The organism is Rhizobium sp. 9140 (assembly GCF_900067135.1).
Lineage (GTDB): Bacteria > Pseudomonadota > Alphaproteobacteria > Rhizobiales > Rhizobiaceae > Ferranicluibacter.
Window position 1 is genome coordinate 1211934 of the sequence record NZ_FJUR01000001.1, and the last position, 23391, is coordinate 1235324.

Annotated in this window: 21 protein-coding genes, 1 tRNA gene and 1 riboswitch; of the genes, 11 read left to right on the forward strand and 11 right to left on the reverse strand. The window is 62.8% G+C overall.

Annotated elements, in window-relative coordinates; all coding sequences use genetic code 11:
• Positions 1 to 9 precede the first annotated feature (9 nt).
• The 3 genes from pstB (at position 10) to phoB (ending at position 2463) form a co-directional block, all read left to right on the forward strand.
• Entirely contained in the window at positions 10 to 825 is an 816-nt protein-coding gene (gene pstB, locus GA0004734_RS05630) for a phosphate ABC transporter ATP-binding protein PstB (protein ID WP_092931939.1), read from the forward strand.
• 55 nt (positions 826 to 880) lie between these two features.
• Positions 881 to 1591: a phosphate signaling complex protein PhoU gene (gene phoU / locus GA0004734_RS05635; protein WP_092931941.1), complete on the forward strand. Its 711-nt coding sequence runs from the start codon at positions 881 to 883 to the stop codon at positions 1589 to 1591.
• Between the two features lie 188 nt (positions 1592 to 1779).
• Positions 1780 to 2463, forward strand: coding sequence for a phosphate regulon transcriptional regulator PhoB (phoB, locus tag GA0004734_RS05640; RefSeq protein WP_062595195.1), 684 nt, complete (start codon positions 1780 to 1782; stop codon positions 2461 to 2463).
• Between the two features lie 158 nt (positions 2464 to 2621).
• Here phoB and GA0004734_RS05645 read toward each other — a convergent pair whose 3' ends face one another.
• Positions 2622 to 3194 (reverse strand): GcrA family cell cycle regulator, encoded by a 573-nt coding sequence (locus GA0004734_RS05645; protein ID WP_092931943.1) that lies wholly within the window; start codon positions 3192 to 3194, stop codon positions 2622 to 2624.
• Positions 3195 to 3631: 437 nt separating this feature from the next.
• On the opposite strand from GA0004734_RS05645, the gene GA0004734_RS05650 reads away from it, so the two are divergent.
• From GA0004734_RS05650 to GA0004734_RS05660, 3 genes are all read left to right on the forward strand, one after another.
• Complete coding sequence (locus tag GA0004734_RS05650) at positions 3632 to 4831, forward strand: aspartate aminotransferase family protein (protein ID WP_092931945.1); 1200 nt, start codon at positions 3632 to 3634, stop codon at positions 4829 to 4831.
• 96 nt (positions 4832 to 4927) lie between these two features.
• On the forward strand, positions 4928 to 5845 hold the full coding sequence (argF, locus tag GA0004734_RS05655) for an ornithine carbamoyltransferase (protein ID WP_092931947.1): 918 nt from the start codon (positions 4928 to 4930) through the stop codon (positions 5843 to 5845).
• 207 nt (positions 5846 to 6052) lie between these two features.
• Positions 6053 to 7039 carry an Hsp33 family molecular chaperone gene (locus GA0004734_RS05660; RefSeq protein ID WP_092931949.1) on the forward strand — a complete coding sequence of 329 codons (987 nt, stop codon included), beginning with the start codon at positions 6053 to 6055 and terminating at the stop codon, positions 7037 to 7039.
• A gap of 51 nt (positions 7040 to 7090) precedes the next feature.
• Here the strand turns inward: GA0004734_RS05660 and apaG are convergent, their stop codons facing one another.
• The gene (gene apaG / locus GA0004734_RS05665; RefSeq protein ID WP_092931951.1) at positions 7091 to 7483 is read right to left on the reverse strand and encodes a Co2+/Mg2+ efflux protein ApaG; all 393 of its coding nucleotides are present in this window, start codon (positions 7481 to 7483) and stop codon (positions 7091 to 7093) included.
• A gap of 154 nt (positions 7484 to 7637) precedes the next feature.
• The gene (locus GA0004734_RS05670; protein ID WP_092931953.1) at positions 7638 to 8831 is read right to left on the reverse strand and encodes an O-succinylhomoserine sulfhydrylase; all 1194 of its coding nucleotides are present in this window, start codon (positions 8829 to 8831) and stop codon (positions 7638 to 7640) included.
• Positions 8832 to 8876: 45 nt separating this feature from the next.
• Positions 8877 to 8955, reverse strand: a riboswitch (SAM riboswitch).
• A 73-nt stretch (positions 8956 to 9028) separates the two neighbouring features.
• Here GA0004734_RS05670 and GA0004734_RS05675 point away from each other — a divergent pair.
• Together GA0004734_RS05675 and GA0004734_RS05680 are read left to right on the forward strand one after the other, a co-directional pair.
• Positions 9029 to 10123 carry a 2'-deoxycytidine 5'-triphosphate deaminase gene (locus GA0004734_RS05675; protein ID WP_092931955.1) on the forward strand — a complete coding sequence of 365 codons (1095 nt, stop codon included), beginning with the start codon at positions 9029 to 9031 and terminating at the stop codon, positions 10121 to 10123.
• Between the two features lie 76 nt (positions 10124 to 10199).
• A tRNA-Gly gene (locus tag GA0004734_RS05680) sits at positions 10200 to 10273 on the forward strand.
• Between the two features lie 339 nt (positions 10274 to 10612).
• Here GA0004734_RS05680 and GA0004734_RS05685 read toward each other — a convergent pair.
• From GA0004734_RS05685 to GA0004734_RS05695, 3 genes are read right to left on the reverse strand one after another with little or no spacing between them, the layout of a single operon-like run.
• Positions 10613 to 12298, reverse strand: coding sequence for a glycerol-3-phosphate dehydrogenase/oxidase (locus GA0004734_RS05685; protein ID WP_245292487.1), 1686 nt, complete (start codon positions 12296 to 12298; stop codon positions 10613 to 10615).
• 35 nt (positions 12299 to 12333) lie between these two features.
• The gene (locus tag GA0004734_RS05690) at positions 12334 to 13110 is read right to left on the reverse strand and encodes a DeoR/GlpR family DNA-binding transcription regulator (protein WP_092931959.1); all 777 of its coding nucleotides are present in this window, start codon (positions 13108 to 13110) and stop codon (positions 12334 to 12336) included.
• On the reverse strand, positions 13107 to 14645 hold the full coding sequence (locus GA0004734_RS05695; RefSeq protein ID WP_092931961.1) for an FGGY-family carbohydrate kinase: 1539 nt from the start codon (positions 14643 to 14645) through the stop codon (positions 13107 to 13109). The genes GA0004734_RS05690 and GA0004734_RS05695 overlap by 4 nt, the downstream gene beginning before the upstream one ends.
• 264 nt (positions 14646 to 14909) lie before the next feature.
• On the opposite strand from GA0004734_RS05695, the gene GA0004734_RS05700 reads away from it, so the two are divergent.
• On the forward strand, positions 14910 to 16352 hold the full coding sequence (locus GA0004734_RS05700) for a sensor domain-containing diguanylate cyclase (protein WP_092931963.1): 1443 nt from the start codon (positions 14910 to 14912) through the stop codon (positions 16350 to 16352).
• Between the two features lie 73 nt (positions 16353 to 16425).
• Here GA0004734_RS05700 and GA0004734_RS05705 read toward each other — a convergent pair whose 3' ends face one another.
• Positions 16426 to 18348, reverse strand: coding sequence for a glycosyltransferase family 2 protein (locus GA0004734_RS05705; protein WP_092931965.1), 1923 nt, complete (start codon positions 18346 to 18348; stop codon positions 16426 to 16428).
• A 158-nt stretch (positions 18349 to 18506) separates the two neighbouring features.
• On the opposite strand from GA0004734_RS05705, the gene GA0004734_RS05710 reads away from it, so the two are divergent.
• Positions 18507 to 19280, forward strand: a complete 774-nt coding sequence (locus GA0004734_RS05710) for a transporter substrate-binding domain-containing protein (protein WP_245292349.1) — start codon at positions 18507 to 18509, stop codon at positions 19278 to 19280.
• Positions 19281 to 19401: 121 nt separating this feature from the next.
• Here GA0004734_RS05710 and GA0004734_RS05715 read toward each other — a convergent pair whose 3' ends face one another.
• The 3 genes from GA0004734_RS05715 to GA0004734_RS05725 all read right to left on the reverse strand — a co-directional run bounded on the left by GA0004734_RS05715 (position 19402) and on the right by GA0004734_RS05725 (position 21356).
• Positions 19402 to 19812 carry a tellurite resistance TerB family protein gene (locus GA0004734_RS05715; RefSeq protein ID WP_092931969.1) on the reverse strand — a complete coding sequence of 137 codons (411 nt, stop codon included), beginning with the start codon at positions 19810 to 19812 and terminating at the stop codon, positions 19402 to 19404.
• A gap of 118 nt (positions 19813 to 19930) precedes the next feature.
• Entirely contained in the window at positions 19931 to 20683 is a 753-nt protein-coding gene (locus GA0004734_RS05720; RefSeq protein ID WP_092931971.1) for a hypothetical protein, read from the reverse strand.
• Positions 20684 to 20696: 13 nt separating this feature from the next.
• Positions 20697 to 21356, reverse strand: coding sequence for a S24 family peptidase (locus GA0004734_RS05725; protein WP_092931973.1), 660 nt, complete (start codon positions 21354 to 21356; stop codon positions 20697 to 20699).
• Between the two features lie 255 nt (positions 21357 to 21611).
• Between GA0004734_RS05725 and GA0004734_RS05730 the strand changes: the two genes are divergently transcribed.
• A complete protein-coding gene (locus tag GA0004734_RS05730; protein ID WP_245292350.1) occupies positions 21612 to 22706 on the forward strand; it encodes a calcium:proton antiporter in 1095 nt (364 codons plus the stop codon).
• Positions 22707 to 22796: 90 nt separating this feature from the next.
• Here GA0004734_RS05730 and mntR read toward each other — a convergent pair whose 3' ends face one another.
• Positions 22797 to 23246: a manganese-binding transcriptional regulator MntR gene (mntR, locus tag GA0004734_RS05735; protein WP_245292351.1), complete on the reverse strand. Its 450-nt coding sequence runs from the start codon at positions 23244 to 23246 to the stop codon at positions 22797 to 22799.
• Positions 23247 to 23391 lie beyond the last annotated feature (145 nt).

A 23391-nucleotide genomic window follows, 5' to 3' on the forward strand; every position in this document is an offset into this window, starting at 1 on the left:
TAGAAAACAATGAACATGATGTCAGAAGCGACTCTCGAAAAGGCGGTCGATCAGAAGATGAATGCTGTCCCTCACAAGATGATTGGCAAGGATGTGTCGGTCTACTACGGCGAAAAGCGCGCGCTGTTCGACGTGAACCTCAACATCCGCGAAAACACGGTCACGGCGCTGATCGGCCCCTCGGGCTGCGGCAAGTCAACCTTCCTGCGGACGCTCAACCGCATGAACGACACGATCGACCACTGCAAGGTCACGGGCAAGATCACGCTCGACGGCGGTGATATCTACGATCCCTCGATCGACGTCGTCGAACTGCGCGCCCGCGTCGGCATGGTTTTCCAGAAGCCGAACCCGTTTCCGAAGTCCATCTATGAAAACGTGACCTACGGGCCGAAGATCCACGGTCTCGCCCGCACCAAGGCCGAACTCGACGCCATCGTCGAGCAGAGCTTGCAGAAGGCCGGTCTGTGGAACGAGGTCAAGGACCGCCTGCACGAGTCGGGCACCGGCCTTTCCGGTGGCCAGCAGCAGCGTCTCTGCATCGCGCGCGCCGTTGCCGTCAGCCCCGAAGTCATCCTCATGGACGAGCCCTGTTCGGCGCTCGACCCGATCGCCACCGCCAAGGTCGAGGAACTGATCCACGAGCTGCGCGCCAACTACACGATCGTGATCGTCACGCACTCCATGCAGCAGGCAGCCCGCGTCTCGCAGCGCACCGCCATGTTCCACCTCGGCAATCTTGTCGAGGAGAACGACACCGACAAGATGTTCACCAATCCGGATGACCAGCGCACCCAGGATTACATCATGGGCCGCTTCGGCTGATCGGTCGCCCGACCGACAGCCTTGTGCCCGTGACCGAACTCCAAGGACAGGATCCATGGCAACCCATATCGCATCCGTCTATGACGAAGACCTGAAATATCTGAGCCGCCGTATCTCCGAGATGGGTGGCCTTGCCGAGCAGATGGTGGCCGAATCCGTTCGCGCCCTCGTCAATGCCGATCTGGGTCTTGCCCAGAAGGTCATCTCCGACGACGTCGTGCTTGACGACGCCGAGCGCCAGATCGGCGAGAAGGCGATCGTGACGATTGCCAAGCGCCAGCCGATGGCGGCCGACCTGCGCGAAATCATGGGGTCGATCCGCATTGCGGCCGATCTGGAGCGCGTGGGCGATCTCGGCAAAAATACGGCCAAGCGCGTCATCGCCGTCTCCAGCGCCAGCCTGCCGCGGCAGCTGTCCCGCGGCATCGAGCATCTGGCCGAGTTGACGCTGATGCAGCTGAAGGAAGTGCTGGATGTCTACGCATCCCGCTCGGCCGAGAAGGCAAAGGCCATTCGCGAGCGTGATAGCGAGATCGACGCGATCTACACCTCGTTGTTCCGCGAGCTTCTAACCTACATGATGGAAGACCCGCGCAACATCACGCCCTGCACGCATCTCCTGTTCTGCGCCAAGAACATCGAGCGCATCGGCGACCACGCGACCAACATCGCCGAGACGATCTACTACATGACGACCGGTGCGCAGCCGCTGGGCGAACGTCCGAAGGACGACTCGTCGAACACCGTCGGCGCACTCGCCACCTGAGCGAGCGGCGCGGGAGCCGAAATGCTCCTGCGCCGTTGCTTCCGGTCTCGATGCCGGCGGACGTTCGGCTGAAGGATATGCAGCCATCCGGTGGCCTCTGCGCCGCGCATGAACTGTCAACGATGATCGCCGCCCTCGGGTTCTGGCGAAAGCCTTGTCGCGTGACAAGGAGACTACGGAGTCCAGAAATGCAGCCGAAAATTGCCGTTGTCGAAGATGAAGAAGCGCTGAGCGTCCTCCTGCGTTACAATCTTGAGGCCGAAGGCTTCGATGTCGACACCATCAACCGGGGCGACGAGGCAGAGGTGCGGCTGCAGGAGCGGCTGCCCGATCTTCTGATCCTCGACTGGATGCTGCCCGGCGTTTCCGGCATCGAGCTCTGCCGTCGCCTGCGCCAGCGCAGCGAAACGGAGCGCCTGCCGATCATCATGCTGACGGCGCGGGGCGAAGAGAGCGAGCGGGTTCGCGGCCTTGCCACTGGCGCCGACGACTATGTCGTGAAGCCATTTTCGACGCCCGAGCTGATCGCGCGCGTGAAGGCCATGCTGCGCCGTGCGCGTCCCGAAGTCCTGTCCTCGCTTCTGAAATGCGGCGATATCGAGCTGGACCGCGAAACCCACCGCGTTCACCGCAAAACCCGCGAAGTCCGCCTCGGGCCGACGGAGTTTCGCCTGCTCGAATTCTTCATGGCCTCGCCCGGTCGCGTCTTCTCCCGCTCGCAGCTTCTCGACGGCGTCTGGGGTCATGACATCTATGTGGACGAACGCACCGTCGACGTCCATGTCGGCCGCCTGCGCAAGGCCCTCAATTTCTCCAACATGCAAGACGTCATCCGCACGGTCCGCGGCGCAGGCTACTCGCTGGAAAGCTGATGATATGACGCTTTGCTCCCGAAGCATAACGTCTTCGAGGGCTGCATCGCTGTCGATTGCCCAGGTCCGGTGCAGACGAAGCATCCTTCATCATCCATAACGCAAAAGGCCTTCTTCACAGAACGAAGAAGGCCTTTTCGTTGTGGTCTACCAGGCGTTTATCGCGCGCGGCGACGTTCTGCCGAGGGCTGGTAGGCCAGCTTGGCGTGGAATGTGCAGTAGGGCGAGGTATCCGGAGAGTCGTTGCCGCAGAAGTGGAATTCGTCCTTCATGGGATCGCCGATCGGCCACTTGCAGGTGCGGTCGGTAAGCTGTGTCAGAACGAGCTTGCGCGACATCGGTACGACGACATTGCTGCCCGTTGCGCCGCTCGTCCCGCTGCCGGTCACCGTCAGTGCGGTTTCCGGTGCGAAGGCGCCTTCGGAATCCGCGTTCACGTTCATCGTGTTGACCGGGCGTGCCATGGGACGCAGCGGTGCTGCGCGCGGGGCGGCGTTGGCGACGACGGCTTCCGGCGCTGCCGGGCGTGCGGCAACGACCGGACGCTTCGGGCGGTTTGCGCTCGGGGCGGCACCACCGGCTTTCGCACGACCGGGAAGCGACAGGCGATGAACCTTGCCGATAACGGCGTTACGGCTGACACCGCCGAGCTGTGCCGCGATCTGGCTCGCGCTCAACCCCTCGGCCCAGAGCTTCTTCAGTCTCTCAACCCGCTCGTCAGTCCAATTCATGGTCGTCTCCGTTCCAGGCCGTTCATGAAGGACGAATCCCTCACCGCGCCCCGGATGGCTCCGAAGCTGCAACGCCTTGACTCTTTTGGTGACTAGGTCCGCCGCATGCGTCTAGCAATTATTTGCTAACCTAGAGACGGGGTGACTCCCTGACAAGAGTCCGGGGAATCGACCCGAATCGATTTTTGGGTTTTCCCCAACTTGCTGTCACCGCGTGATATATTTGCAAGGCCTTTTCTCCAGAAAGCATCGCGCCCGAAAAACGCGCGACAAGGCCGTAATTCCGGGACTTTTGTTGACAGCAGCACCTGAAATACCGATAGTGCGCTCGCCGCCGTCAGGGCGGTATTTTTCATTCCGGGCCGGCACTGCCGGTCTCTGCAAAACAGATCGAACCTTCCCGCAGACCGCGCGGACAGGACGAGGAGATTGGCACGATGGCCGAGGCAACCCCACTTTACGAGACCTACATGCGCGCGCCGCTGCGCTTCGAGCGCGGCGAGGGTGTCTGGCTGGTGGCGGAAGATGGCGCGCGCTATCTCGATTTCGCTGCCGGCGTCGCGGTCAATTCACTTGGCCACGCCCATCCGCATCTGGTGGCGGCGCTGAAGGATCAGGCCGAAAAGGTCTGGCATCTGTCGAACCTCTACGAGATTCCCGGCCAGGAAAAGCTTGCCAAGCGCCTGACCGACAACACGTTTGCCGACAAGGTCTTCTTCACCAACTCGGGCGCGGAAGCGCTGGAATGCGCCATCAAGACCGCGCGCCGCTATCAGTTCGCCAAGGGCCGGACGGAGCGTTTCCACGTCATCACCTTCGAAGGCGCGTTCCACGGCCGCACGCTTGCGACGATCGCAGCCGGCGGGCAGGCAAAGTATCTCGAAGGCTTCGGTCCCAAGGCGCCCGGCTTCGTGCAGGTTCCCTTCGGCGATCTCGATGCCGTCAAGGAGGCGATCACCGAGGAAACGGCTGCGATCCTGATCGAGCCGATCCAGGGCGAGGGCGGCATACGCCCGGCGCCCAAGGCTTTCCTGCAGGCGCTGCGCGACCTCTGTGACGAATACGGGCTGATGCTGATTTTCGACGAAGTCCAGTGCGGCGTCGGTCGTACCGGCAAGCTCTTCGCCTATGAATGGTCCGGTATTACACCGGATATTCTGGCGGCGGCCAAGGGTATCGGCGGCGGCTTTCCGCTTGGCGCCTGCCTTGCGACGGAAGAGGCCGCCTCCGGCATGGTTGCCGGCACGCATGGCTCCACATATGGCGGCAACCCGCTCGCCATGGCCGTCGGCAATGCCGTGCTTGACGTGGTTCTGGGCGACGGCTTTCTGGAACACGTGCGCGATGTTGCGCTCGTCTTCCGCCAGGGCCTGGCGTCGCTTGCCGACCGCTTCCCAGATGTGATCGAGGAAATCCGCGGCGAAGGCCTTATGCTCGGCATCAAGGCGGTGGTTCCCTCGGCAGATCTGCTGAAAGCGATCCGGGCGGAAAAGATGCTGGCGGTGCCTGCTGGCGAAAACGTCATTCGCCTGCTTCCGCCGCTGATCACCACAGCAGAGGAAGCCCGCGAGGGTCTTGCTCGCATCGAGCGCGCCAGCGAGACGCTGACGGCCGTGAAGCAACGCGCGACCGCTTAAGGTCGCGCCCCTACTGACAACCAGAATCACCGACACCCCAGGCCCTGACAGGGGGCTGAAAGCCCTAACGGGACAAGGACAGGACACCGCATTTCCATGGCTGATACCCGGCACTTCCTCGATCTCTCCGCCATGTCGGCAGAGAATCTGCGCTCCATCATCGATGATGCGCGGGTGCGAAAGGCAGCCACCAAGGCCGGTACAGCCGAGAAGCCGCTGGCCGGCAAGATGCTGGCTATGATTTTCGAAAAGCCCTCGACACGGACCCGCGTGTCCTTCGATGTCGGCATGCGGCAGCTCGGCGGCGAGACGCTGTTCCTGTCGGGCACGGAAATGCAGCTCGGTCGCGCCGAGACCATCGGCGACACCGCCAAGGTTCTTTCGCGTTATGTCGATGCCATCATGATCCGCACCACGGATCACAGCCGTCTTCTGGAGCTTGCCGAACACGCCACCGTGCCCGTCATCAACGCGCTGACGGATACAACGCATCCCTGCCAGATCATGGCCGACATCATGACATTCGAGGAGCATAACGGCCCCGTAAAGGGCAAGACCATCGCCTGGACCGGCGACGGCAACAATGTGCTGCACTCCTTCATCGAGGGCTCTGCCCGTTTCGGCTACACCATGAAAATGGCCGTGCCACTTGGCTCCGAGCCCGATGACAAGATCCTCAACTGGGCGCGCAACAATGGCGGCGATATCGTTCTGTCGCATGATCCGGAAAAGACGGTGGCCGGTGCCGACTGCGTGGTGACCGACACCTGGGTATCGATGAACCAGGAACACCGCGCCCGTGGCCACAATGTCTTCCAGCCATATCAGGTCAATGCCGCTCTGATGTCGAAGGCGGACGAGAACGCACTGTTCATGCACTGCCTGCCGGCGCATCGCGGCGAGGAAGTGACCGACGAGGTGATCGACGGGCGGCAATCCGTCGTGTTCGACGAGGCCGAGAACCGGCTGCACGCGCAGAAGTCGATCCTTGCCTGGTGCCTCGGCGCGCTCTGAGGCTTGTCGTCGCGCGCAGGGTTCAAACCTTGAAAACGGGCATCCGGCCCCCGATCTAGGGGCCAAGCGGGATGCCACGGTTTTTTGCTGGCATTTCATATCAATCCAATAGAATGGAGTTGCGGCTTCGCGATTCCCGGACGTGTCCGGGGCGCCGTCATCTGCGTTCGGGCTCGCTGCGGCGGGTCTTGCATGAGGAGCATGGACATGGTGGACAAGGGACCAGATCTCGGCGAATTCGGCTATGCGGGCGATGACCGCGTCGTGCCCTTTCAGGTGGAAGGGCTCGATGTGCGCGGTCGCGCCGTCCAGCTCGGGCCGATGCTGGACGCTATCCTCGAACGTCACAATTATCCGCTTCCGGTCGCGCGCCTCGTGGCCGAAACGGTGGTGCTGACGGTATTGCTGGGTACCTCGCTGAAGTTCGATGGCAAGCTGATCATCCAGACGAAGAGCGACGGTCCTGTCGATCTCGTCGTCGCCGATTTCTCGACGCCCGACCGCGTGCGGGCCTATGCCCGCTACGACGAGGAGGCTTTGGCCAGTGCTATCGAGAAGGGCGAGGCCGATCCGCAGGCCCTTCTCGGACAGGGCGTTCTCGCCTTCACCATCGATCAGGGCGAGTTCACTCAGCGCTATCAGGGCATCGTGCCGCTCGACGGCGCCTCCCTCGAGGAGATCGCCGGCGTCTATTTCCGTCAGTCGGAGCAGATCCCGACCAAGGTGCGCCTCGGCGTCGCCGAGCTTCTGGATCGCGACGAGAACGGCAAGCCGCGCCACCGCTGGCGTGCCGGCGGCATGGTCGCGCAGTTCCTGCCGGAAGCGCCGGACCGCATGCGCCAGCCGGACCTGCATGGTGGCGATGGTGCCGAGAGCTTCGATGGCAGCGTCGATGATCTGTGGGACGAAGCCCGCGTGATGGTCGAAACGATCGATGCCGACGAACTGACGGACCCGATGGTCGGCACCGAGCGGCTGCTTTTTCGCCTGTTCCATGAGCGCGGCGTGCGGGTCTATCCGCCGCAGGCGGTCTACGACCAGTGCGCCTGCTCGCGCGAAAAGCTCCGCGATGTCCTCGCCAGCTTCAGCCAGGAGGAGATCGAAAGCACCGTGGAAGATGGCGTCATTTCGGTGACCTGCGAGTTCTGCTCGACCACATACACCTTCGAGGCGACGGAAGTGCGTCCGCAGTAAAGGTGCCTGGAGACGTTACGGTTAGACTGACGCCCGACCCCTGTTCTGGGGTCAGTTCAGCGTGCGGCTGAGGCCCGGCAGATCCAGCGAAAAAGCAGGAATGTCCACCGTGAACGTCTCTCCCTCGGGCGTCTCCATCGCGTAATGGCCGAACATTACGCCGGATGGTGTGTCGAGCGGGCAGCCGGAGGAATATTCGAACGTATCACCGGGGTTGAGCACCGGCTGCTCACCGATCACGCCGGGGCCGGTCACCTCGTCGACCTGTCCGTTTTCGTCGGTAATATGCCAGTAGCGCGTCATCAACCGCACGGTCTTGACGGAGCGGTTGGAGATCAGGATCCGGTAGCCCCACACATAGCGCCCATCCTCGGGATCGGACTGATCCTCCAGATAATAGGGCTCTACGGTGACCTCGATGTCCCGTGTCAACGCGCGATACATGATGCAAAACCTTTCCAGTCGCTGAACCTATTCTAGGACCAGATGGTTTCCCGAAGAATAACGCCCGCGGAAAGTGTGTTGCAGCGCGGCACAAAGAAAAATCGCGCCGGTAAAGCGCGATTTTCAGGCATGATAGCGATCGCAGAAGAGGGACTCAGGCCGAAACGGCCTTGAGTGCCCTGGCGAAATCCTCGATCAGGTCAGCGCCGTCCTCGATCCCGGCCGAGAGGCGCACGGTGCCGTCGGAAATGCCAAGCTCGGCGCGGGCGTCTTCGGCGAGGTTCTTGTGCGTCGTCGTCGCCGGATGCGTGATCAGGCTCTTGGCGTCGCCGAGATTGTTGGAGATCTTGACGATCTCGAGAGCATTTTGTAGCGCGAACGCGGCGTCCTTGCCGCCCTTCATCTCGAAGCAGACCAGCGTGGAGCCGCCCTTCATCTGCTTGGCGATGATATCGGCCTGCGGGTGATCCTTCCGGCCGGGATAGATCACGCGGGCGACCTGGCTCTGCTCGGCGAGGAAATCGGCAACCTTCGCCGCATTCTCGCTCTGCTGGCGCACGCGCAGCGGCAGGGTCTCGATGCCCTTCAGCAGCGTCCAGGCGTTGAATGGCGACAGGGCAGGGCCGGTGTGGCGGAAGTAGTCGTGCAGATGCTCGTCGATCCAGTCTTTCGACGAGAGAATGACGCCGCCGAGGCAACGGCCCTGGCCATCGATATGCTTGGTGGCGGAATAGACGACGACATGCGCGCCGAGTTCGAGCGGCTTCTGCAGGAGCGGCGTCGCAAAGACGTTGTCCACCACCAGCTTGGCGCCTGCCCCATCCGCAAGCTTGGCCACCGCAGCGATATCGACCACTTCCAGCGTCGGGTTGGTCGGGCTTTCCAGAAAGAAGACCTTGGTGTTCGGGCGGATCGCCTTTTCCCAGTTCTCGATGAAGCGACCGTCGACCAGCGTGCATTCGATGCCGTAGGACGGCGCGAGCGTTTCCACGACCCAGCGGCAGGAGCCGAAGAGTGCGCGGGCCGCAACGATATGGTCGCCCGCCTTCAACTGGCAGAGGATGGCCGCGGAGACCGCTGCCATGCCGGAGGCGGTGGCGCGTGCATCTTCGGCGCCTTCCAGCAGGCACATACGCTTTTCGAACATCTCGTTGGTGGGGCTACCGTAGCGGGCATAGATGAAGCCGTCCGTCTCGCCCTTGAAGCGCGCTTCCGCGGCTTGCGACGTCTCGTAGACGAAGCCCTGCGTTAGGAAGATCGCTTCGGAGGTTTCGCCGTGGCTGGAGCGGGTGGTGCCGCCGTGAACGAGCTGTGTCGCCGGGCGCCAGGTGTTGTTTGCCGTGCTCATCAATTGTCTCCTTCCAGAAACAAAAAAACCGGTCGCGTAAAGCAGACCGGTTCGAGCCCGGTCTTTTTAGCCATTTGTTTAACGTGGCTGCAAGCCGACCGGCCAAATCACCACGGGATAAGTTCCCATACGTCTTCGCCCCGCTTGCGTCAATCGGCCGTATTTGGTTTTGTCGGCCTTCAAAAAAGGATGATGGCATGGCGCGCGAAACGGGCATTCTGGCGGATAGCGCAATCGCTTCGCTGTTCGAGCAAGGCCGTCTTCTCAGCGAAGGGCCGCTGGACGCGGACCAGATCCAGCCGGCGAGCCTCGACCTGCGGCTCGGCGCCCGGGCCTTTCGCGTGCGCGCGAGCTTCATGCCGGGGCCGGGGCATCTTGTCGCTGACAAGCTCGACCGCCTGAAACTGCATGTGATCGACTTGAGCGAAGGCGCCGTTCTCGAAACGGGCTGCGTCTATATCGTGCCCCTGATGGAAAGCCTCGATCTGCCGGCCGTGATGTCGGCTTCGGCCAACCCGAAAAGCTCGACCGGCCGGCTCGATATCTTCACCCGCGTCATCACCGACCGCGCGCAGGAGTTCGACAAGATCCCGGCCGGCTATCGCGGTCCGCTCTACCTCGAAATCAGCCCGCGCACCTTTCCCGTCATCGTGCGGCGCGGCTCGCGCCTGTCGCAGATCCGCTTCCGGATCGGCCACGCGCTGCTGACGGAGACCGAGGTTCTCGAGCTTCACCGCACGGACACCCTGGTGGCCAGCGATACGCCGAACGTTTCCGGTGCCGGCATCGCATTGTCGATCGACCTCAAGGGCACTGGCCCCGACGGGCTGATCGGCTATCGCGGCAAGCACCACACGGCCGTGGTGGACGTGGACCGCAAGCGCGCGCATGGAATCTACGATTTCTGGGAGCCGCTCTACAGCCGCGGCGCCGACGAACTGATCCTCGATCCCGACGAGTTCTACATCCTCGTCTCGCGCGAGGCCGTGCATGTGCCGCCGCTCTTTGCCGCGGAAATGACGCCGTTCGATCCGCTGGTCGGCGAATTCCGCGTTCATTATGCCGGCTTCTTCGACCCCGGTTTCGGCCACGCACAATCCGGCGGCACCGGCAGCCGTGCCGTGCTCGAAGTGCGCAGCCACGAGGTACCCTTCATTCTCGAACACGGCCAGATCGTCGGCCGTCTCGTCTATGAACACATGATGGAGCGCCCGAAAGGGCTCTACGGCCTTGGCGTCGGATCGAACTATCAGGCGCAGGGACTGAAGCTTTCCAAGCATTTTCGTGGCTGAACAGCGCGTTTCGAAGGCTCGTATCCTTACTTGAGGATTGACTTGCGATCGCATCTGTTGGATGTCTGGCGCATTGGCGGGTGTAGCTCAATGGTAGAGCAGCAGCTTCCCAAGCTGAATACGAGGGTTCGATTCCCTTCACCCGCTCCAACAAACTCACCGGTTCGAGCGAAGCGGAGTATCACTGAGCCGGTTCCTAAACCAAAATCTTGATCAAAGCGATTTTGCGAAGAAAATTCGGCTTCGACTTGAAGCTGTCACATTCGGCTCCTATATCTCTCTCATCGGCAAACGGTCGAGCGTTTCGAAAAGAAATGCTCTCGGGTCCGATACAAGCTTTCGTCGATTTGACCACGGATGTACTGGCAACTTGATAAAAGCGAATGAGGAAGGTCGGTGCGGTTTCGCCCCGGCCTTTTTTATTGTCTGAGGCGATCTGGAGATATTTCTGGAGATATTGGCGCACATCAAGCGATAGAACCCCGGCGACTAAGCCAGGGTCACGCCATGCAGTCGCGAGAGTTCGTCTCTGACGCTCTCGATCTCCTGCTCCATCCTCGCCGCATTCCAATCGAGCGCTTGACCGGCAATCTGCGCGATACGGCGAAGGAGGCGGAGCGTTAGCGTGCCCGTGACGGCAAGCGCCGTGCGGCGAAGCACGACATCGGCGAGCCGTCCCACCTGCTCGTGACGTACGAGATAATCGATCTCGCCCTCGACATGGTCCGGCGCGTCGGGAAGGGAGGCAGCGCTCGACGCGGCGATGTGCAGGGCAACGGCGCGTGCCGTCGTTCCATAGCGGGCAAAGAGCGCCTCCGTTTGCGCCTGGGGAAGGTCTGACGTCGCGGCGATATCGGCCACCAGCCGTTTGCGTGCGGCATCGTCACCCGGATAGTCGCGCCCGCCACCGATGGGCATGGCTTCCGTCGAAACCGTGCGCGCCCGACCAAGACGTTTCAGCACGGTGTCGGCCACCTCTTCCGCATAGCCGCGAAACGTCGTCCATTTTCCGCCGACCAGCGACAGCACGGGGAATGGACGGTCTCCCGCCGGCTCCAGCACCGGTGTCATATGATCGCGGCTGATCAGCCCGGGGTTCTTTGCATCGTTAGCCGGCAAAGGACGGATGCCGCTATAGGTGTAGACGATCTGGCTGCGGTCGAATTGCATCTTCGGCAGGAGCTTGCCGAGGCTCTCCAGCAGATAGTCGATCTCGTCATCCTCGCAGCGCACGCTGTCCGGCTGGTCGGCCTTGATGTCGGTCGAGCCGACCATCGCACGGCCGAGATAGTCGAAGACGAGGCAGATACGGCCGTCATCGGCCTCGAAGTAGATCATCCGGCCGGCGAGCTCCTTCAGCAGCGCATCGTGGCGCAGCAGAATGTGCGAGCCCTTGGTGCCGCCGATCATGCGGGAGGTCTCGCCGAGCGTCGCATTGACCGTGTCGATCCAAGGGCCGCCGGCATTGACCACGAGCTTCGGTTTCACGCGCAACTGCGCACCGTTGAGCAGGCTGGAGATAACCAGCGTATCGCCGGTGCGGCTTTCCAGACGCGCATGGTTGACGGCGGCGGAGGTAGGACTGGCCGCAAGGCCATCGCGTACCAGTTCGGCCACCAGTCGCTCGGGATGCGTCACGGTCGCGTCGTAATAGGTGCCGGTGGCCACGATGCGCGGCGTCAGCGCCGGCAGGCTGCGCAGCGATGAGGCTTTGCCCGCCATCGTGTGCCGCGGCATCACCCGCTGGCGGGCGCCGTAAGCGTCATACATTGAAAGCCCGGTCTTGATCAGAAGCGCACCACGGCTGCGCGGCGTTCCCTTGGCGCCGAAGAGCGTGCGCACGGCCGACCAGACGCCTTTCGTCCAGGAGAAGATCGGTATGACGGTTGCAAGCGGCTTCACGTAATGCGGCGCGTTGCGCAGCAGCAGGTTGCGCTCATAGGTGGATTGCGCGACCAGCCGAAGTTCGCCCGTCTCCAGATATTTCAGCCCCCCATGGATCAGCCGCGAGGGTGCGGCACTCGTGCCGGAGCCGTAATCCGACTTGTCGAGGATGAGGCAGGTGAGGCCCTGCGCGCAGAGATCGCGAAACAGACCGGCGCCGTTGACCCCCGCGCCGATGATGACGACATCGACGGTGCCGGTTCTGCCGATCGCTTCCATGCGCTCTGCCATGCCGCCCGGCCAGCGCGTCTCGTTGACGGTATCGCTCATGATGTCCTGCCTGTCTTGGTAATGCTGAGGGGAACGCCGCGTGCAAGAAGATCGGCGCGGACGCTGTCTGCCAGCCGGTCGGTGGCCAGCACGGCATCGAAGGCCGTGAGATCGGCAAAGACGTTCAGGGCCACCTTGCCGAATTTGGAGGCGTCGAGCAGCAGGATACGGCGTGAGGCCGCGGCCATCATCGCCTGCTTGACCTTGGTCACCTGCGCATCCTGGATGAACGCCGTGCCGCCTTCCACCGCCGAGGCCGAGCAGAAGAACACGTTGGCCCGCAACGCTGCCACGGCGCGCTCCGTCGTCAGGCCGATGAAAGCGTTGAACGTGCGGTGATAGGTGCCGCCGAGGCAGAGCACCTCGATTTCGTCGTTGTCGATCAGCCGGTTGGTGGAGACAAGCCCGTTGGTGATCACCGTCAGCGGTCGCACGCCGGCGAGAAGGTCGGCGAGAGCGGCACCGGTGGTGCTGTCGTCGAGCATCACCGCCTGTCCCGGCTCCACATGGGCAAGGGCGGCGCGCGCCAGCGCTGCCTTCTCCGCCTTGCCGACGGTTTCGCGGTAACGGAAGGCGCTCTCGTAAAGGCCGGATGGCTGAACGGTGACGGTGCCGTGCAGTTTGCGCAGCACGCCCTGGTGGGCGAGCCGGTCGACATGGCGGTGGATCGTCATGCGTGACACGCCGAAATGCGTGACGAGATCCTCGATGCGTGCCTGTCCGGCCTGCATGATGTAGTCGGCGATCTCGTCCCGGCGCGCATCGGCCTTCATGTCGCAATCGCCTTCCGCGAGCCTTCCGCCAGCCGTTCGATGGCCCGCCAGTGCGGCTGCATCGCTTCCGCCATCTCGCGGTAAAGGGTGTAACGTGCCGAAAGGGCCGCCCTTCGCTCAGCGTCCGGCGTGTGGCTGCGCAGGATCGTCGTGGTCTGGCGTGCGCCGGCCTGCGGGCTGTCATAGACGCCGATAGCCGCCCCTGCCGTCAGTGCAGCACCCCAGGCTGCGGCCTCATCCGCCGAGGTCACATGCACCGGCAGATCGAGCGCGTCGGCAAACATCTGCGACAGCGCAGGGTTCCGCGCGCCGCCGCCCGAAATCCGCGCCTCCGTGATCGGCATGACGCTCCGCAGGTCGTCCACATGGGCCTTGTGATTGAAGACGATGCCTTCGAGCACGGCCTTCAGCATGTCGCCGCGACCGTGCCAGCCGTGAACGCCGAAAAAGCCGGCGCTCGCCGTGCTGCCATAAGGCGAACCGAACAGGTAGGGATGGAACAGAATATCGGACGGACGACCGAAGGCGGCATCGAGTTCCGGCTTCAGAAGCTCATGAACGCCAATGCTGCCTTTCGCGGCTTCGCTCTGCTCGGCGCGGCAGAACTGGTCGAGGAACCAGTCGTAATTCGCGGTGGATGCCGGGGACACGGCCATGTTGTTCCACTGCCCGGGCTCGATGGCGCTGCGGCAGTGCCAGCGCGGATCGGTGACCGGCCGGTCCGTCACCACCTCGTTGATCGAATAGGTGCCGGCAACGATCGATAGCAAGCCCGTCTCATGCCCGCCGATCCCTAATGCCGAGGCCGTCACGTCGTGCAGCCCGGCAGCGACGGGCGTTCCCTCCAGAAGCCCCGTCAGCGCGGAGGCCGCCGCCGTGACACCGCCGACGATCGCGGCCGAAGGCGCCATGTCGGGAAGCGCGTTCCATAAGGAATCCAGGCCGAAAAGCGACAGCGCCTCGCGGTCGAAGGCCTGCGTCGCGACATTCGTGAAGGAAATGCTCGCCTCCGTCCGGTCCGTACCGATCGTGCCGGTCAGGCAGAAGCGGAGCCAGTCCTTGCAGGCCAGCACATGACCGATGCCGGCGAACCGTTCCGGCTGGTTGTCGCGAATCCAGGCAAGGATGGCCGATGGCGCGGACGCATGCGGAGACTGGCCGGTGAGTTCGAGCGCCCGCGCGGCGATCTCCGTCGCGTTCCAAGCATCGGACAATGCGCCCGCGCGGCTGTCGAGCGACAGGATGCCAGGCCCGAGCGGCCGGCTGTCGCGGCCAAGCACATAGACGCCATCGCCATGCGCCGTCGCAGCGACCGCCTTGATGTCGGACGGACGGCAGCCGGCTGTCGTAATCGCTTCGCGGATCGCCTCGGCCGTAGCAGCCCAGAGCCCATCCATATCGCGCTCCACCCAGCGCGGATGCGGAAGAGACTGCGCGACCCGGCGCCGCGCCACGGAAATCGGCGTTCCATCCGGCCGGAAGACGACGGCCTTCGTCACGGTCAGCCCATTGTCGATGCCGAGCAGGCAATCCATCGTATCGTCCTCCAATCCCCACCCGAAAGCTGCAGCCTCGGCACGAGGTAACATACGGATGTGTGATATTCCCGTCAATTGGCGTGACACAGACGTGAATGCCGAGGCGATGTCACGCACGGTCCTTAAGGCAGTAGCGCGAAAGGCTGGTTTTGCGTGCGGCGCAGCATCGTTGCGTTGCAAGATCGTCCTTTCTTGGCTAGGGCTTTAAGGGTCAGTTAAAAATGACGCATCGATTCAACAAGGATCCATGATTTCGTGACGATGGAAGACGATGTAGCCCAAACGTTCGAACTGGCGCCGGTCGCCATGTGGATCGAGGATTTCAGCGGCGTCCACGCCTTGTTCGAGACATGGCGTGGGGAGGGCGTCGAGAATATCTCCGCCTTCCTTGCCGAAGATCCCGCGCGTGTCGCAGCCTGCTCGAGCCGCATCAAGGTGCTCAAGGTCAACAAGCGGACGCTGGACCTGTTCGAGGCGCGCGACCTCGATCATCTGGTCGAAAACCTCGGTCTCGTCTTCCGAGACGACATGCTGACCAGCCATATCAGCGAACTCTCGCAGCTGTTCGACGGCAAATCCGCCTTCTCCAGCAATGCCATCAATTACACATTGGGCGGCCGCAGGCTCGACATCCAGCTGAGAGGTAATGTGCTTCCGGGCCACGAAGGAACGCTGGCTCGGGTCCTTCTGACCACGGAGGACGTGACGGCGCGCGAAACCGCGGCGCGCGCGGAGCGGGAAAGTCGCCAATATGCGGAAGGGATCTTCGAACACTCCCCGGTCTCGCTCTGGGTGGAAGATTTCAGCCGGATCAAAATCTTGCTGGACGACGTGCGCCGGCGCGGCATCGTGGACTTCCGCGTGTTCACCGACGTGCATCCCGAGTTCGTAACGCAGTGCATGAGCGAGATCCGGGTGATCGACGTCAATCAGGCGACGCTCGATCTTTTCGTTGCGCCCGACCGCCGGACGCTGCTCCATCGGCTCGCCGAGATCTTCCGTGGCAACATGCAGCAGCATTTTCGCGAGCAACTGATCGAGCTCTGGAACGGCAACCTGTTTCACCATCGCGAAGTCGTCAACTATGCGCTCGATGGGTCCGAGCGATTCGTGCTGCTGCAGTTTTCCGTGCTGCCGGGGCACGAGGACGACTGGTCGCTGGTGCAGGTCGCCCTGACCGACATTACCGCCCGCAAGAAGGCAGAAGCCTATCTTGAATATCTCGGCAAGCACGACGTCCTGACGAAACTGCACAACCGTGCCTTCTACATGGAGGAGCTGAACCGGATCGAGCGGAAGTCGCTACGCCCGGTGTCCGTCGTCATTCTCGATCTCAACGGTCTGAAGGAGGCGAACGATCAGCGCGGCCACGACGCAGGCGATGCGCTGCTGCGGCGTCTGGGCGAGGTGTTGAACGAGGCGGTAAGCGGTCCCAATCACGCCGCGCGCATCGGCGGCGACGAGTTCGCCTTGCTCATGCCCGGTGCCGACGAGATGGCGGTGGCCGCGATGATCGAGAGCATCGACGATCTTCTGAAGATCAACAACCAGTTCTATCCCACGGGCACGCTCAGCGTCTCCATGGGCCGCGCAACCAGCTTGGCTGCGGAAAGCATGGAATCCCTGGTCAAGCGTGCCGATATCGACATGTACAAGCAGAAGCAGGCCTATTACAGCCGCGCTGCGGCCAATCGGAGGCGCTGAGCGGCCGGCTCTCGTCAACTGTTTTTGCCGCATTGTCCGACGCCGAAGTGAGTCCGCTTCGGCTGGAAATGCTCTATGGCACCGTCGGCAGATGCGGCGTCTTATTCCAGACGAAGGGCTTGCGATAGAGCTCGATGATGGCGGCCCAGGCCGCGGCGGAAATCATCAGCCAGTAGGCCGGTACGGCCCGCCATCGCCCGCCCACCGCCCGCCATTCGTCCGCGCTCATCGACTTGCGCCCGAGTTGGATCACGATGGCGTAGCTGCCGATGATGTTGAGGATGTCGAGAAGCATCAGGCAGGAGGCAAGGATCGTGTCTCCGCTCGAAAGGTCGCCCGCCAGCAGCGTCCAGCCGAGATAGAACAGGAAGGCAAGGGTCAGCGGATGGCTGAGCGCGGACAGGATCATGCCGGCCACGAGGATCTGCGCGGCTGCGAACGCTTTCCATCCCATCTGTCGACGGAGACGTTCGGGGTCGCGCATCATCACGAGCCATGTCTGCAGCCAGCCCTTGTACCACCGCGTCCGCTGCGCGAACCAGGCTGCCGTGTCCGTCGGTGCGTCCTCGAGCGTCGGGCGGAGGATCATCTGCGATCGGTAGCCTAGCCGATGGAGCCGCATGCCGAGATCCGCGTCCTCCGTCGTATTGAAGGGGTCCCAGCCCCCGACGGCCTTCAGAACATCCACACGAAAATGGTTCGAGGTGCCGCCAAGCGGAAGTGGCAGGCCGACAGAGGACAAGAAGGGCAGGAGCCCGCGAAACAGCGCGGCATATTCGAGCGCGAACATCGCGCTGAGCCAGCCCGCTTTGGCATTCGTGACGACCAAAGGCGACTGAAGGCACGCAACGTGTGGATCCGCGGCAAGAAAAACGGCATGAGCCTCCCGCAACTGCCCCGGGTGCGGCCGGTCCTCCGCGTCGTAGATGGTGAGAAATGCGCCGCGCGCACCGGGCAGGGCATAGCTCAGCGCTTTCGGCTTCGTGCGCGGCGCAGCTGCGGGAACACGCACGATCTCGTATTCGGAGGATAGCGACAGGGCTTCCAGCGCCGCGAGCGTTTCGCCATCGTCTGCCTCGCAGATCAGCTTGATGTCGAGGCGCGACCGGGGCCAGTCGAGACGGTCGAGGGCTCCGACCAGTTGCGCCACGACCTCCGTTTCGCGGTAGAGGGCGACGAAGATCGAGTAGACCGGAAGAGGCCCGGTCTGCTGCGCCTCAAGCCCCTCGCCGGATGGCAGCTTCGTCACGGCTTTCTTCACATGGAGGAGAGCCCGCGCACGCAGGAAAAGCTGGCAGAAATAGAGGCTGGTCAACAGAAGATGCGTGACCAGAAGCCAGACGAGAGGCGCGAGAAAGGCGGAGAAAACGAAAATCGAAAGCCCGAGCCCGGCATAGAATCCCTGCTTGCCCCAGAAGACGATGCGGGCACTGTGCAGCGGCGCTGCCTCGAAGAGAAGGCTGACCGTGTCGCGGACGCGCCGCTCCCGGCCCGCCGTCCAGGCAGCCATCCGCACCGCACGCGGCGTTGAGACGGCCAGGATCCCGACCAGCGCCGGTCGTCGATCGAGCGTCAGTGCGAGGTCGCGGATCTGGCTGAGTTTTGGCACGATGACGGTGATCGCCGGACGGCTGGAATGGTAGAGGCGCAGCATGTCCGGCAAGACAAGCTGCGCATCCAGCGTCTCGGCATCATGAACCTGATCCGCATCGATCTCCGCCATGAAGGGTAGCCCCAGCAGATCCGCCAGCGCCTCGAAGTACAGCGTATCGACGATCTCGCCGGAGGCCAGAAGCTCTTCCTCGGCTGATGTCCCGTTCTCCTGTGCCCGCAGCATCATCCGGGCGATCGTCGGCTTACCGATCCCGAGCTTGAGAAGCAGGCGTCCTTCGCGCAACAGATCGACCGAAAAAGCGGGTAGAGGCGTGTTTTCCGAAACGGCACGCGCTCTTCGAGTAGCCATTCCCGGCAGCGACGGATAGTCTAGGAGACGCATGAACACCTCGTCGCAGACAGCGTCGGCCCTTGACGACCTGAAGCCGGAATTTGATGAGAATGATACGGATTTTCTCAATTCAACCGATCATTAGGATAATCTTAATCATCTTTGTGACGGCTTGGATAGGGGGTATTGCAGTGCACGCGGCAGAGCCCATGCGCGAGCTGCCTTTGTCCTTCGACGCCCGCGAGCGGATTGCAAAGCCGGATCTCAGCGGGCTTGCACGCTTGCGGTTCCTGACCACCGTCGATTTCCCGCCGTTCAACTTTATCGATCAATCGCAGAAGCTGTCCGGTTTCCACATCGATCTCGCCCGCGAGATCTGCCGGGTTTTGGAGATTGAGGCGAAGTGCCAGATTCAGGCCGTGACCTTCGAGGAACTGCAGCCGGCACTGGAGGAGGGGCAGGGCGAGGCTGTTCTTGCGGGCGTTGACATGACGGGCGAACTTCGCCAGCGCTTCGCCTTCACGCGGCCCTTCCTGCGTCTCCCCGCCCGCTTTGCCGCCCGGACATCACCCAGCGCGGCAGGCAAAGTCGAACTGTCGGCAATTCTCGCAAAGCCGGTCGGGGTCGTCGCGGGCACGACGCATGAGGCCATGTTCAAGGCGTTCTTTCCGGCAGCCACTGCGCAGGCCTTTCCCGATCGGGCGGCCATGCTGCAGGCACTGAAGGCGGGCACGGTGAATGCGGTCTTCTCGGACGGCATGCAGCTGTCCTTCTGGGCAGCTTCTGCCGATGCGGCAGCTTGCTGCACGCTCGTCGGAGGCGCTTACGTCTCCGAGCACTTCCTCGGCGAAGGCCTGGCGATCATGAACCGGAAGGGCGATCCGGCCCTGACGCAGGCGCTGGATCACGCGCTTCTGGAGCTAGCCCGCAGCGGCCGCCTCAACGAAATCTACCTGCGGTATTTCCCGACCGGTATCTACTGATCGCGTTTTCGGGCGTCCGTTTAGAGTTTGTCAGGGATAAGTGGAATCCGGTTATCCCGAAGAGACAAACGATGACAAGGGAATCTAGGGGCTGGCTGGTTCAGAATGAACCTGGCGGACTCTAGAACCGCATGCGGGCCTGCGCGCCGCGCTCGATGGCGGCGCAGACGAGCTTGTCGAGGCCGAGACGATCGCGCAGCAACGCGAGGAGCCGCAGCTCTTCGGTGCGGACAGTGAGATCGACCGCCGCGATATCGACGGCCAGCGCATAGGCCGTCTCGAACAGCCGCGGCGGCAGGGCTTCCCGCACCAGTTCCAGCAGAATATCCAGCCCCTCGGGTGCCGACAGCAGGGTCGCGCAGCGCTGTGCCACCGGTACAAGGTCGTCTGCCTCGAAGTCGTCGAAGACGGGCAGGATGCGGGAGAGCTTGCCGATTCGCTCCAGCTCCTCGTCGCTCATGGCGCTGTCCACCGCGGACATCATGACCATGACGTGGATCAGGGCTTCCTGGTGGGTCAAAGTTTGGGACATGCGATCTCCGGGGTTCATCCGCCCCGCACGTATAGTCGCTGAAGGCCTGTTGCAAGACATCCGCGGGAGACGCCGAGCCTTTGGAAGGCCTACCGCAGGCGTCACCTCGTTCGAGACATCAAGGCGCAAGACCTTGAGGCGGCGGGGAAGGCTCGGTGCCGACGCGGTAGAAACCCTTTGCCGTGGTCTTCGCGGATGCAACGGCTGCCGTCAACGCGGTATCGTTTCCGTCCACCTCGGCCCAGCCATTGCGGGCAAGCCATAGGGCGGGATCATCGGTGCCCACCGTGCAGCGCGCCGTCACCGTTCCGCTCCATCCGCCTTTCGGCGTCTGGCAGGTGAAGGCCCGGGCGCGAATGAAATTGCGGAAGGCGGTGCGGGCAACGGTGCCGCACGGCCAGTCACCCGTCGTCGCCGGGCAGATCCGGTCGGCCGACTGCGGCTTGACGCCCGCGATCTGGATCGTTCGTCCCTCGAACTGGACAAGACCGGCCGATAGAGCAACGGGATGCCGGAGAATGGTCTCCTCCAGCGTCGCCGGATCGACCGGCGCCTCGCTTGGCGGCGCCAGGAATTCCGAGTCCACCGCCGGCGGCTCGGGAACGGGAACTGGCGTCATGTCACCCTCCGGCTCCTGCACGTCGGGAGAAAACGGCATCGTCTCCATGCCGGGATCGGTGGGGACATCATGACTGACAGCAGGATCTTCGCCGATCGTCGGGACATCGCTGAGATCGGGCGTCTCCAGCGTCATCTCCGGTGCGGCCGTGCTCTCCGCACCCGTGATCGCCGACTTGCCCGCCATCAGCAGACCGAGGGTCAGGACGACGCAGAGCGTGGGGCCGCCAATATGAAGCAGGGAGCGTTGCATGAGGAAAACGGTCCTACTGGCTCGCCCAGATGATCCGGGCAATCCACTCCACCTCGGAAAGGTCGAAGCTGCGGTTCGGATGTTCGGGATTGAGGGAGTGAAGATCGATGCCGCGCGCACTTTGCCGCATCAGCACCTTGGCCATAACCTCGCCTTCGGTGGTCTTGACGACGACACGGTCTCCGCGGCGAACCTGCGCGCCCGGCTCCACGATCAGCACATCGCCATCCCGGTAGAGCGGCTGCATGCTGTCGCCCTGGATTTCCAGCGCGTAGACCCCCGTTTTCGTGTCGGCAGCGGGAAAATCGACCACATCCCAGCCTTGGCCCGCGGGAAAGCCGCCGTCGTCAAAAAAGCCGCCGGCGCCCGCCTGTGCAAAGCCGAGGAGCGGAATGGCACTGGACGGAGCCAGCGTTTCCACGCTGTCGTAGCCCTTGCCGCCGTCCGGCCGCAGGAATTCCATGAACTGCCCGATGGTCGAGCCTGTCGCATCAAGAACCTTGGCGATGGATTCCGTGGATGGCCAGCGCTCACGCCCATCGGCGGACTGGCGCTTGGATTTGTTGAACGACGTCGGATCGAGGCCGGCACGCCGGGCAAGTCCCGACGGCGACATCTGGTGCCGCTCCGCCAAGGCGTCTATCGCATGCCAGATACGCTCATGTGACAGCATCGTCCCGGGGTCCTGGTAATCTTGGTGTCCTGGTCAAGGTGTCCGGATGACATGTCCGGGGAAGCGGAACCTCTCCTCTATCCGGCAGCAGACTAGCCAAAAAACAGCATCAAGTAAAGAATACGAGGAAAATAATCCTTGTGCGTCCACGCGCAGCGCTTTTGTTGAAATGCGTCTGCCGGCACCTATACTTGCATTTCCCGACGACGTCAGGCCGACCCAGTCGCATTCCAGCATCCAGACGAGCGAGGCGCCGTGCTCTCCACCCTCATCCGCTCAGAGCGGCTCATCCTCGTTGCCATTGCGGCCGGTATCGCCGGTTTTTCCGCAGAGCACACGCTGATCGGCATGGGGCAGGTAGCGTCGCTCGCCGGTGCCGTTTTCCTCATCGCCGCCATCATTCTCGCCTCCATGCGGGTGGCGCACCATGCGGAAATCCTCGCGACCAAGGTCGGCGATCCCTACGGCACGATGATCCTGACGCTGTCGGCCGTGCTGGTCGAGGTGGTCATTCTCGCCATCATGATGAGTTCGCCGGAGAGTTCGCCGACGCTGGTACGCGACACGATCTATTCCGCCGTCATGCTCGATATCAACGGCATTCTCGGCATCGCAGCGCTTCTCGGAGGCCTGAAGCACGGCGAACAGCCTTATAACGATGATTCAAGCCGCACCTATTGCGTCATGATCCTGACGGCCATGAGCATTTCCATGATCGTGCCGGAATTCATTCCGCAGGCGAAGTGGCACTTCTACTCCGGCTTCACCATCGTCGCCATGATCATGCTCTACGCAGTGTTCCTGCGCATGCAGGTTGGTGCACACAGCTATTTCTTCAGCTACAGCTATCCGAAGACGCGCCGCGAAAGTGCTGGCGGCCACGTCGAGGAGCCCCAGAGCACGACGCTCTCGATCGGCGTTCTGGTTTTCGGCATCGTCGTCATCGGCGTTCTCGCGGAAATCATGTCGACGCTGCTCAATACGGGCCTGGACGGAACCGGCGCGCCGCCGGTTCTCGCCGCCATCGTGGTCGCTGCCATTTCGGCTGCGCCCGAGATCATGACGGCCATGCGCTCGGCGCTTGCCAATCATATGCAATCGGTGGTCAATATCGCTCTGGGTGCCTCGCTGTCGACGGTCATCCTCACGGTGCCCGTCATGGAGGCCATTGCGCTTTACACCGGCCAGCCGTTCATCATGGCGATGACGCCGGTGCAGACGGTCATGATCACGATCACGCTGATCGTCGCCGCCATCAACCTCAACGACGGCGAGACCAACGCCATCGAAGGCATGACGCATTTCGTGCTGTTCGCCACCTTCATCATGCTGTCCTGCCTCGGGCTCTAGAGAAATTCCAGCAAAAGTGCGCAGCGGTTTTGCGTCCGGAATTGCGTTAAAACAATGAGATAGAGCGTTTCCGCGATTCGCGGAAACGCTCTAGGACCTGTCGGCAATCAGACGGCGGAAGGCGGCGAGCGTCTCGTCGCTGACATGGTGCTCGATGCCTTCGGCATCGATGCGGGCGGTCTCCGGGCTGACGCCGAGACAACGCAAAAACTGCTCTACGGTCTGGTGACGCTCGCGGCTTTCGGCTGCCATCTTCTGCCCGGCCTCCGTCAGGAATACGCCGCGATAGGGCTTGCGCGAGACGAGGCCATCGGCCGCGAGCCGTGCCAGCATCTTGGCGACGGTCGGCTGCGCCACGCCCAGACGGGCGGCGATATCGACCTGGCGCGCCTCGTTGCCGTCATCGATCAGGTCGACGATGAGTTCGACATAGTCCTCGATCAGAGCGCCGCGCCGCGCTTCCCGTGTCTGGCGAAAGCCCTCGGAGTGAATGTCGGCGTCCGGAAGAGGATCCGCGCGGGGAATGGTTCGACGCGCCACGTATTGCTGATCCTTCCAGTTCGCATGCCCGAATGAGCATGGCATCGGGGTTTGCGTGTCTAGCATGCGCGCCGGATTTGCCGAATGGCTTTATCCGCTCGTTTACCGCCACAATTCGGGCACCGCCACAATGCGTGCATCGCTA

Coding starts and splice junctions, on each gene's coding strand:
- pstB (WP_092931939.1), top strand. CDS start 10: ATGAACATGATGTCAGAAGCGACTCTCGAAAAGGCGGTCGATCAGAAG.
- phoU (WP_092931941.1), top strand. CDS start 881: ATGGCAACCCATATCGCATCCGTCTATGACGAAGACCTGAAATATCTG.
- phoB (WP_062595195.1), top strand. CDS start 1,780: ATGCAGCCGAAAATTGCCGTTGTCGAAGATGAAGAAGCGCTGAGCGTC.
- GA0004734_RS05645 (WP_092931943.1), bottom strand. CDS start 3,194: ATGAATTGGACTGACGAGCGGGTTGAGAGACTGAAGAAGCTCTGGGCC.
- GA0004734_RS05650 (WP_092931945.1), top strand. CDS start 3,632: ATGGCCGAGGCAACCCCACTTTACGAGACCTACATGCGCGCGCCGCTG.
- argF (WP_092931947.1), top strand. CDS start 4,928: ATGGCTGATACCCGGCACTTCCTCGATCTCTCCGCCATGTCGGCAGAG.
- GA0004734_RS05660 (WP_092931949.1), top strand. CDS start 6,053: ATGGTGGACAAGGGACCAGATCTCGGCGAATTCGGCTATGCGGGCGAT.
- apaG (WP_092931951.1), bottom strand. CDS start 7,483: ATGTATCGCGCGTTGACACGGGACATCGAGGTCACCGTAGAGCCCTAT.
- GA0004734_RS05670 (WP_092931953.1), bottom strand. CDS start 8,831: ATGAGCACGGCAAACAACACCTGGCGCCCGGCGACACAGCTCGTTCAC.
- GA0004734_RS05675 (WP_092931955.1), top strand. CDS start 9,029: ATGGCGCGCGAAACGGGCATTCTGGCGGATAGCGCAATCGCTTCGCTG.
- GA0004734_RS05685 (WP_245292487.1), bottom strand. CDS start 12,298: ATGGCAGAGCGCATGGAAGCGATCGGCAGAACCGGCACCGTCGATGTC.
- GA0004734_RS05690 (WP_092931959.1), bottom strand. CDS start 13,110: ATGAAGGCCGATGCGCGCCGGGACGAGATCGCCGACTACATCATGCAG.
- GA0004734_RS05695 (WP_092931961.1), bottom strand. CDS start 14,645: ATGGATTGCCTGCTCGGCATCGACAATGGGCTGACCGTGACGAAGGCC.
- GA0004734_RS05700 (WP_092931963.1), top strand. CDS start 14,910: ATGGAAGACGATGTAGCCCAAACGTTCGAACTGGCGCCGGTCGCCATG.
- GA0004734_RS05705 (WP_092931965.1), bottom strand. CDS start 18,348: ATGCGTCTCCTAGACTATCCGTCGCTGCCGGGAATGGCTACTCGAAGA.
- GA0004734_RS05710 (WP_245292349.1), top strand. CDS start 18,507: ATGCGCGAGCTGCCTTTGTCCTTCGACGCCCGCGAGCGGATTGCAAAG.
- GA0004734_RS05715 (WP_092931969.1), bottom strand. CDS start 19,812: ATGTCCCAAACTTTGACCCACCAGGAAGCCCTGATCCACGTCATGGTC.
- GA0004734_RS05720 (WP_092931971.1), bottom strand. CDS start 20,683: ATGCAACGCTCCCTGCTTCATATTGGCGGCCCCACGCTCTGCGTCGTC.
- GA0004734_RS05725 (WP_092931973.1), bottom strand. CDS start 21,356: ATGCTGTCACATGAGCGTATCTGGCATGCGATAGACGCCTTGGCGGAG.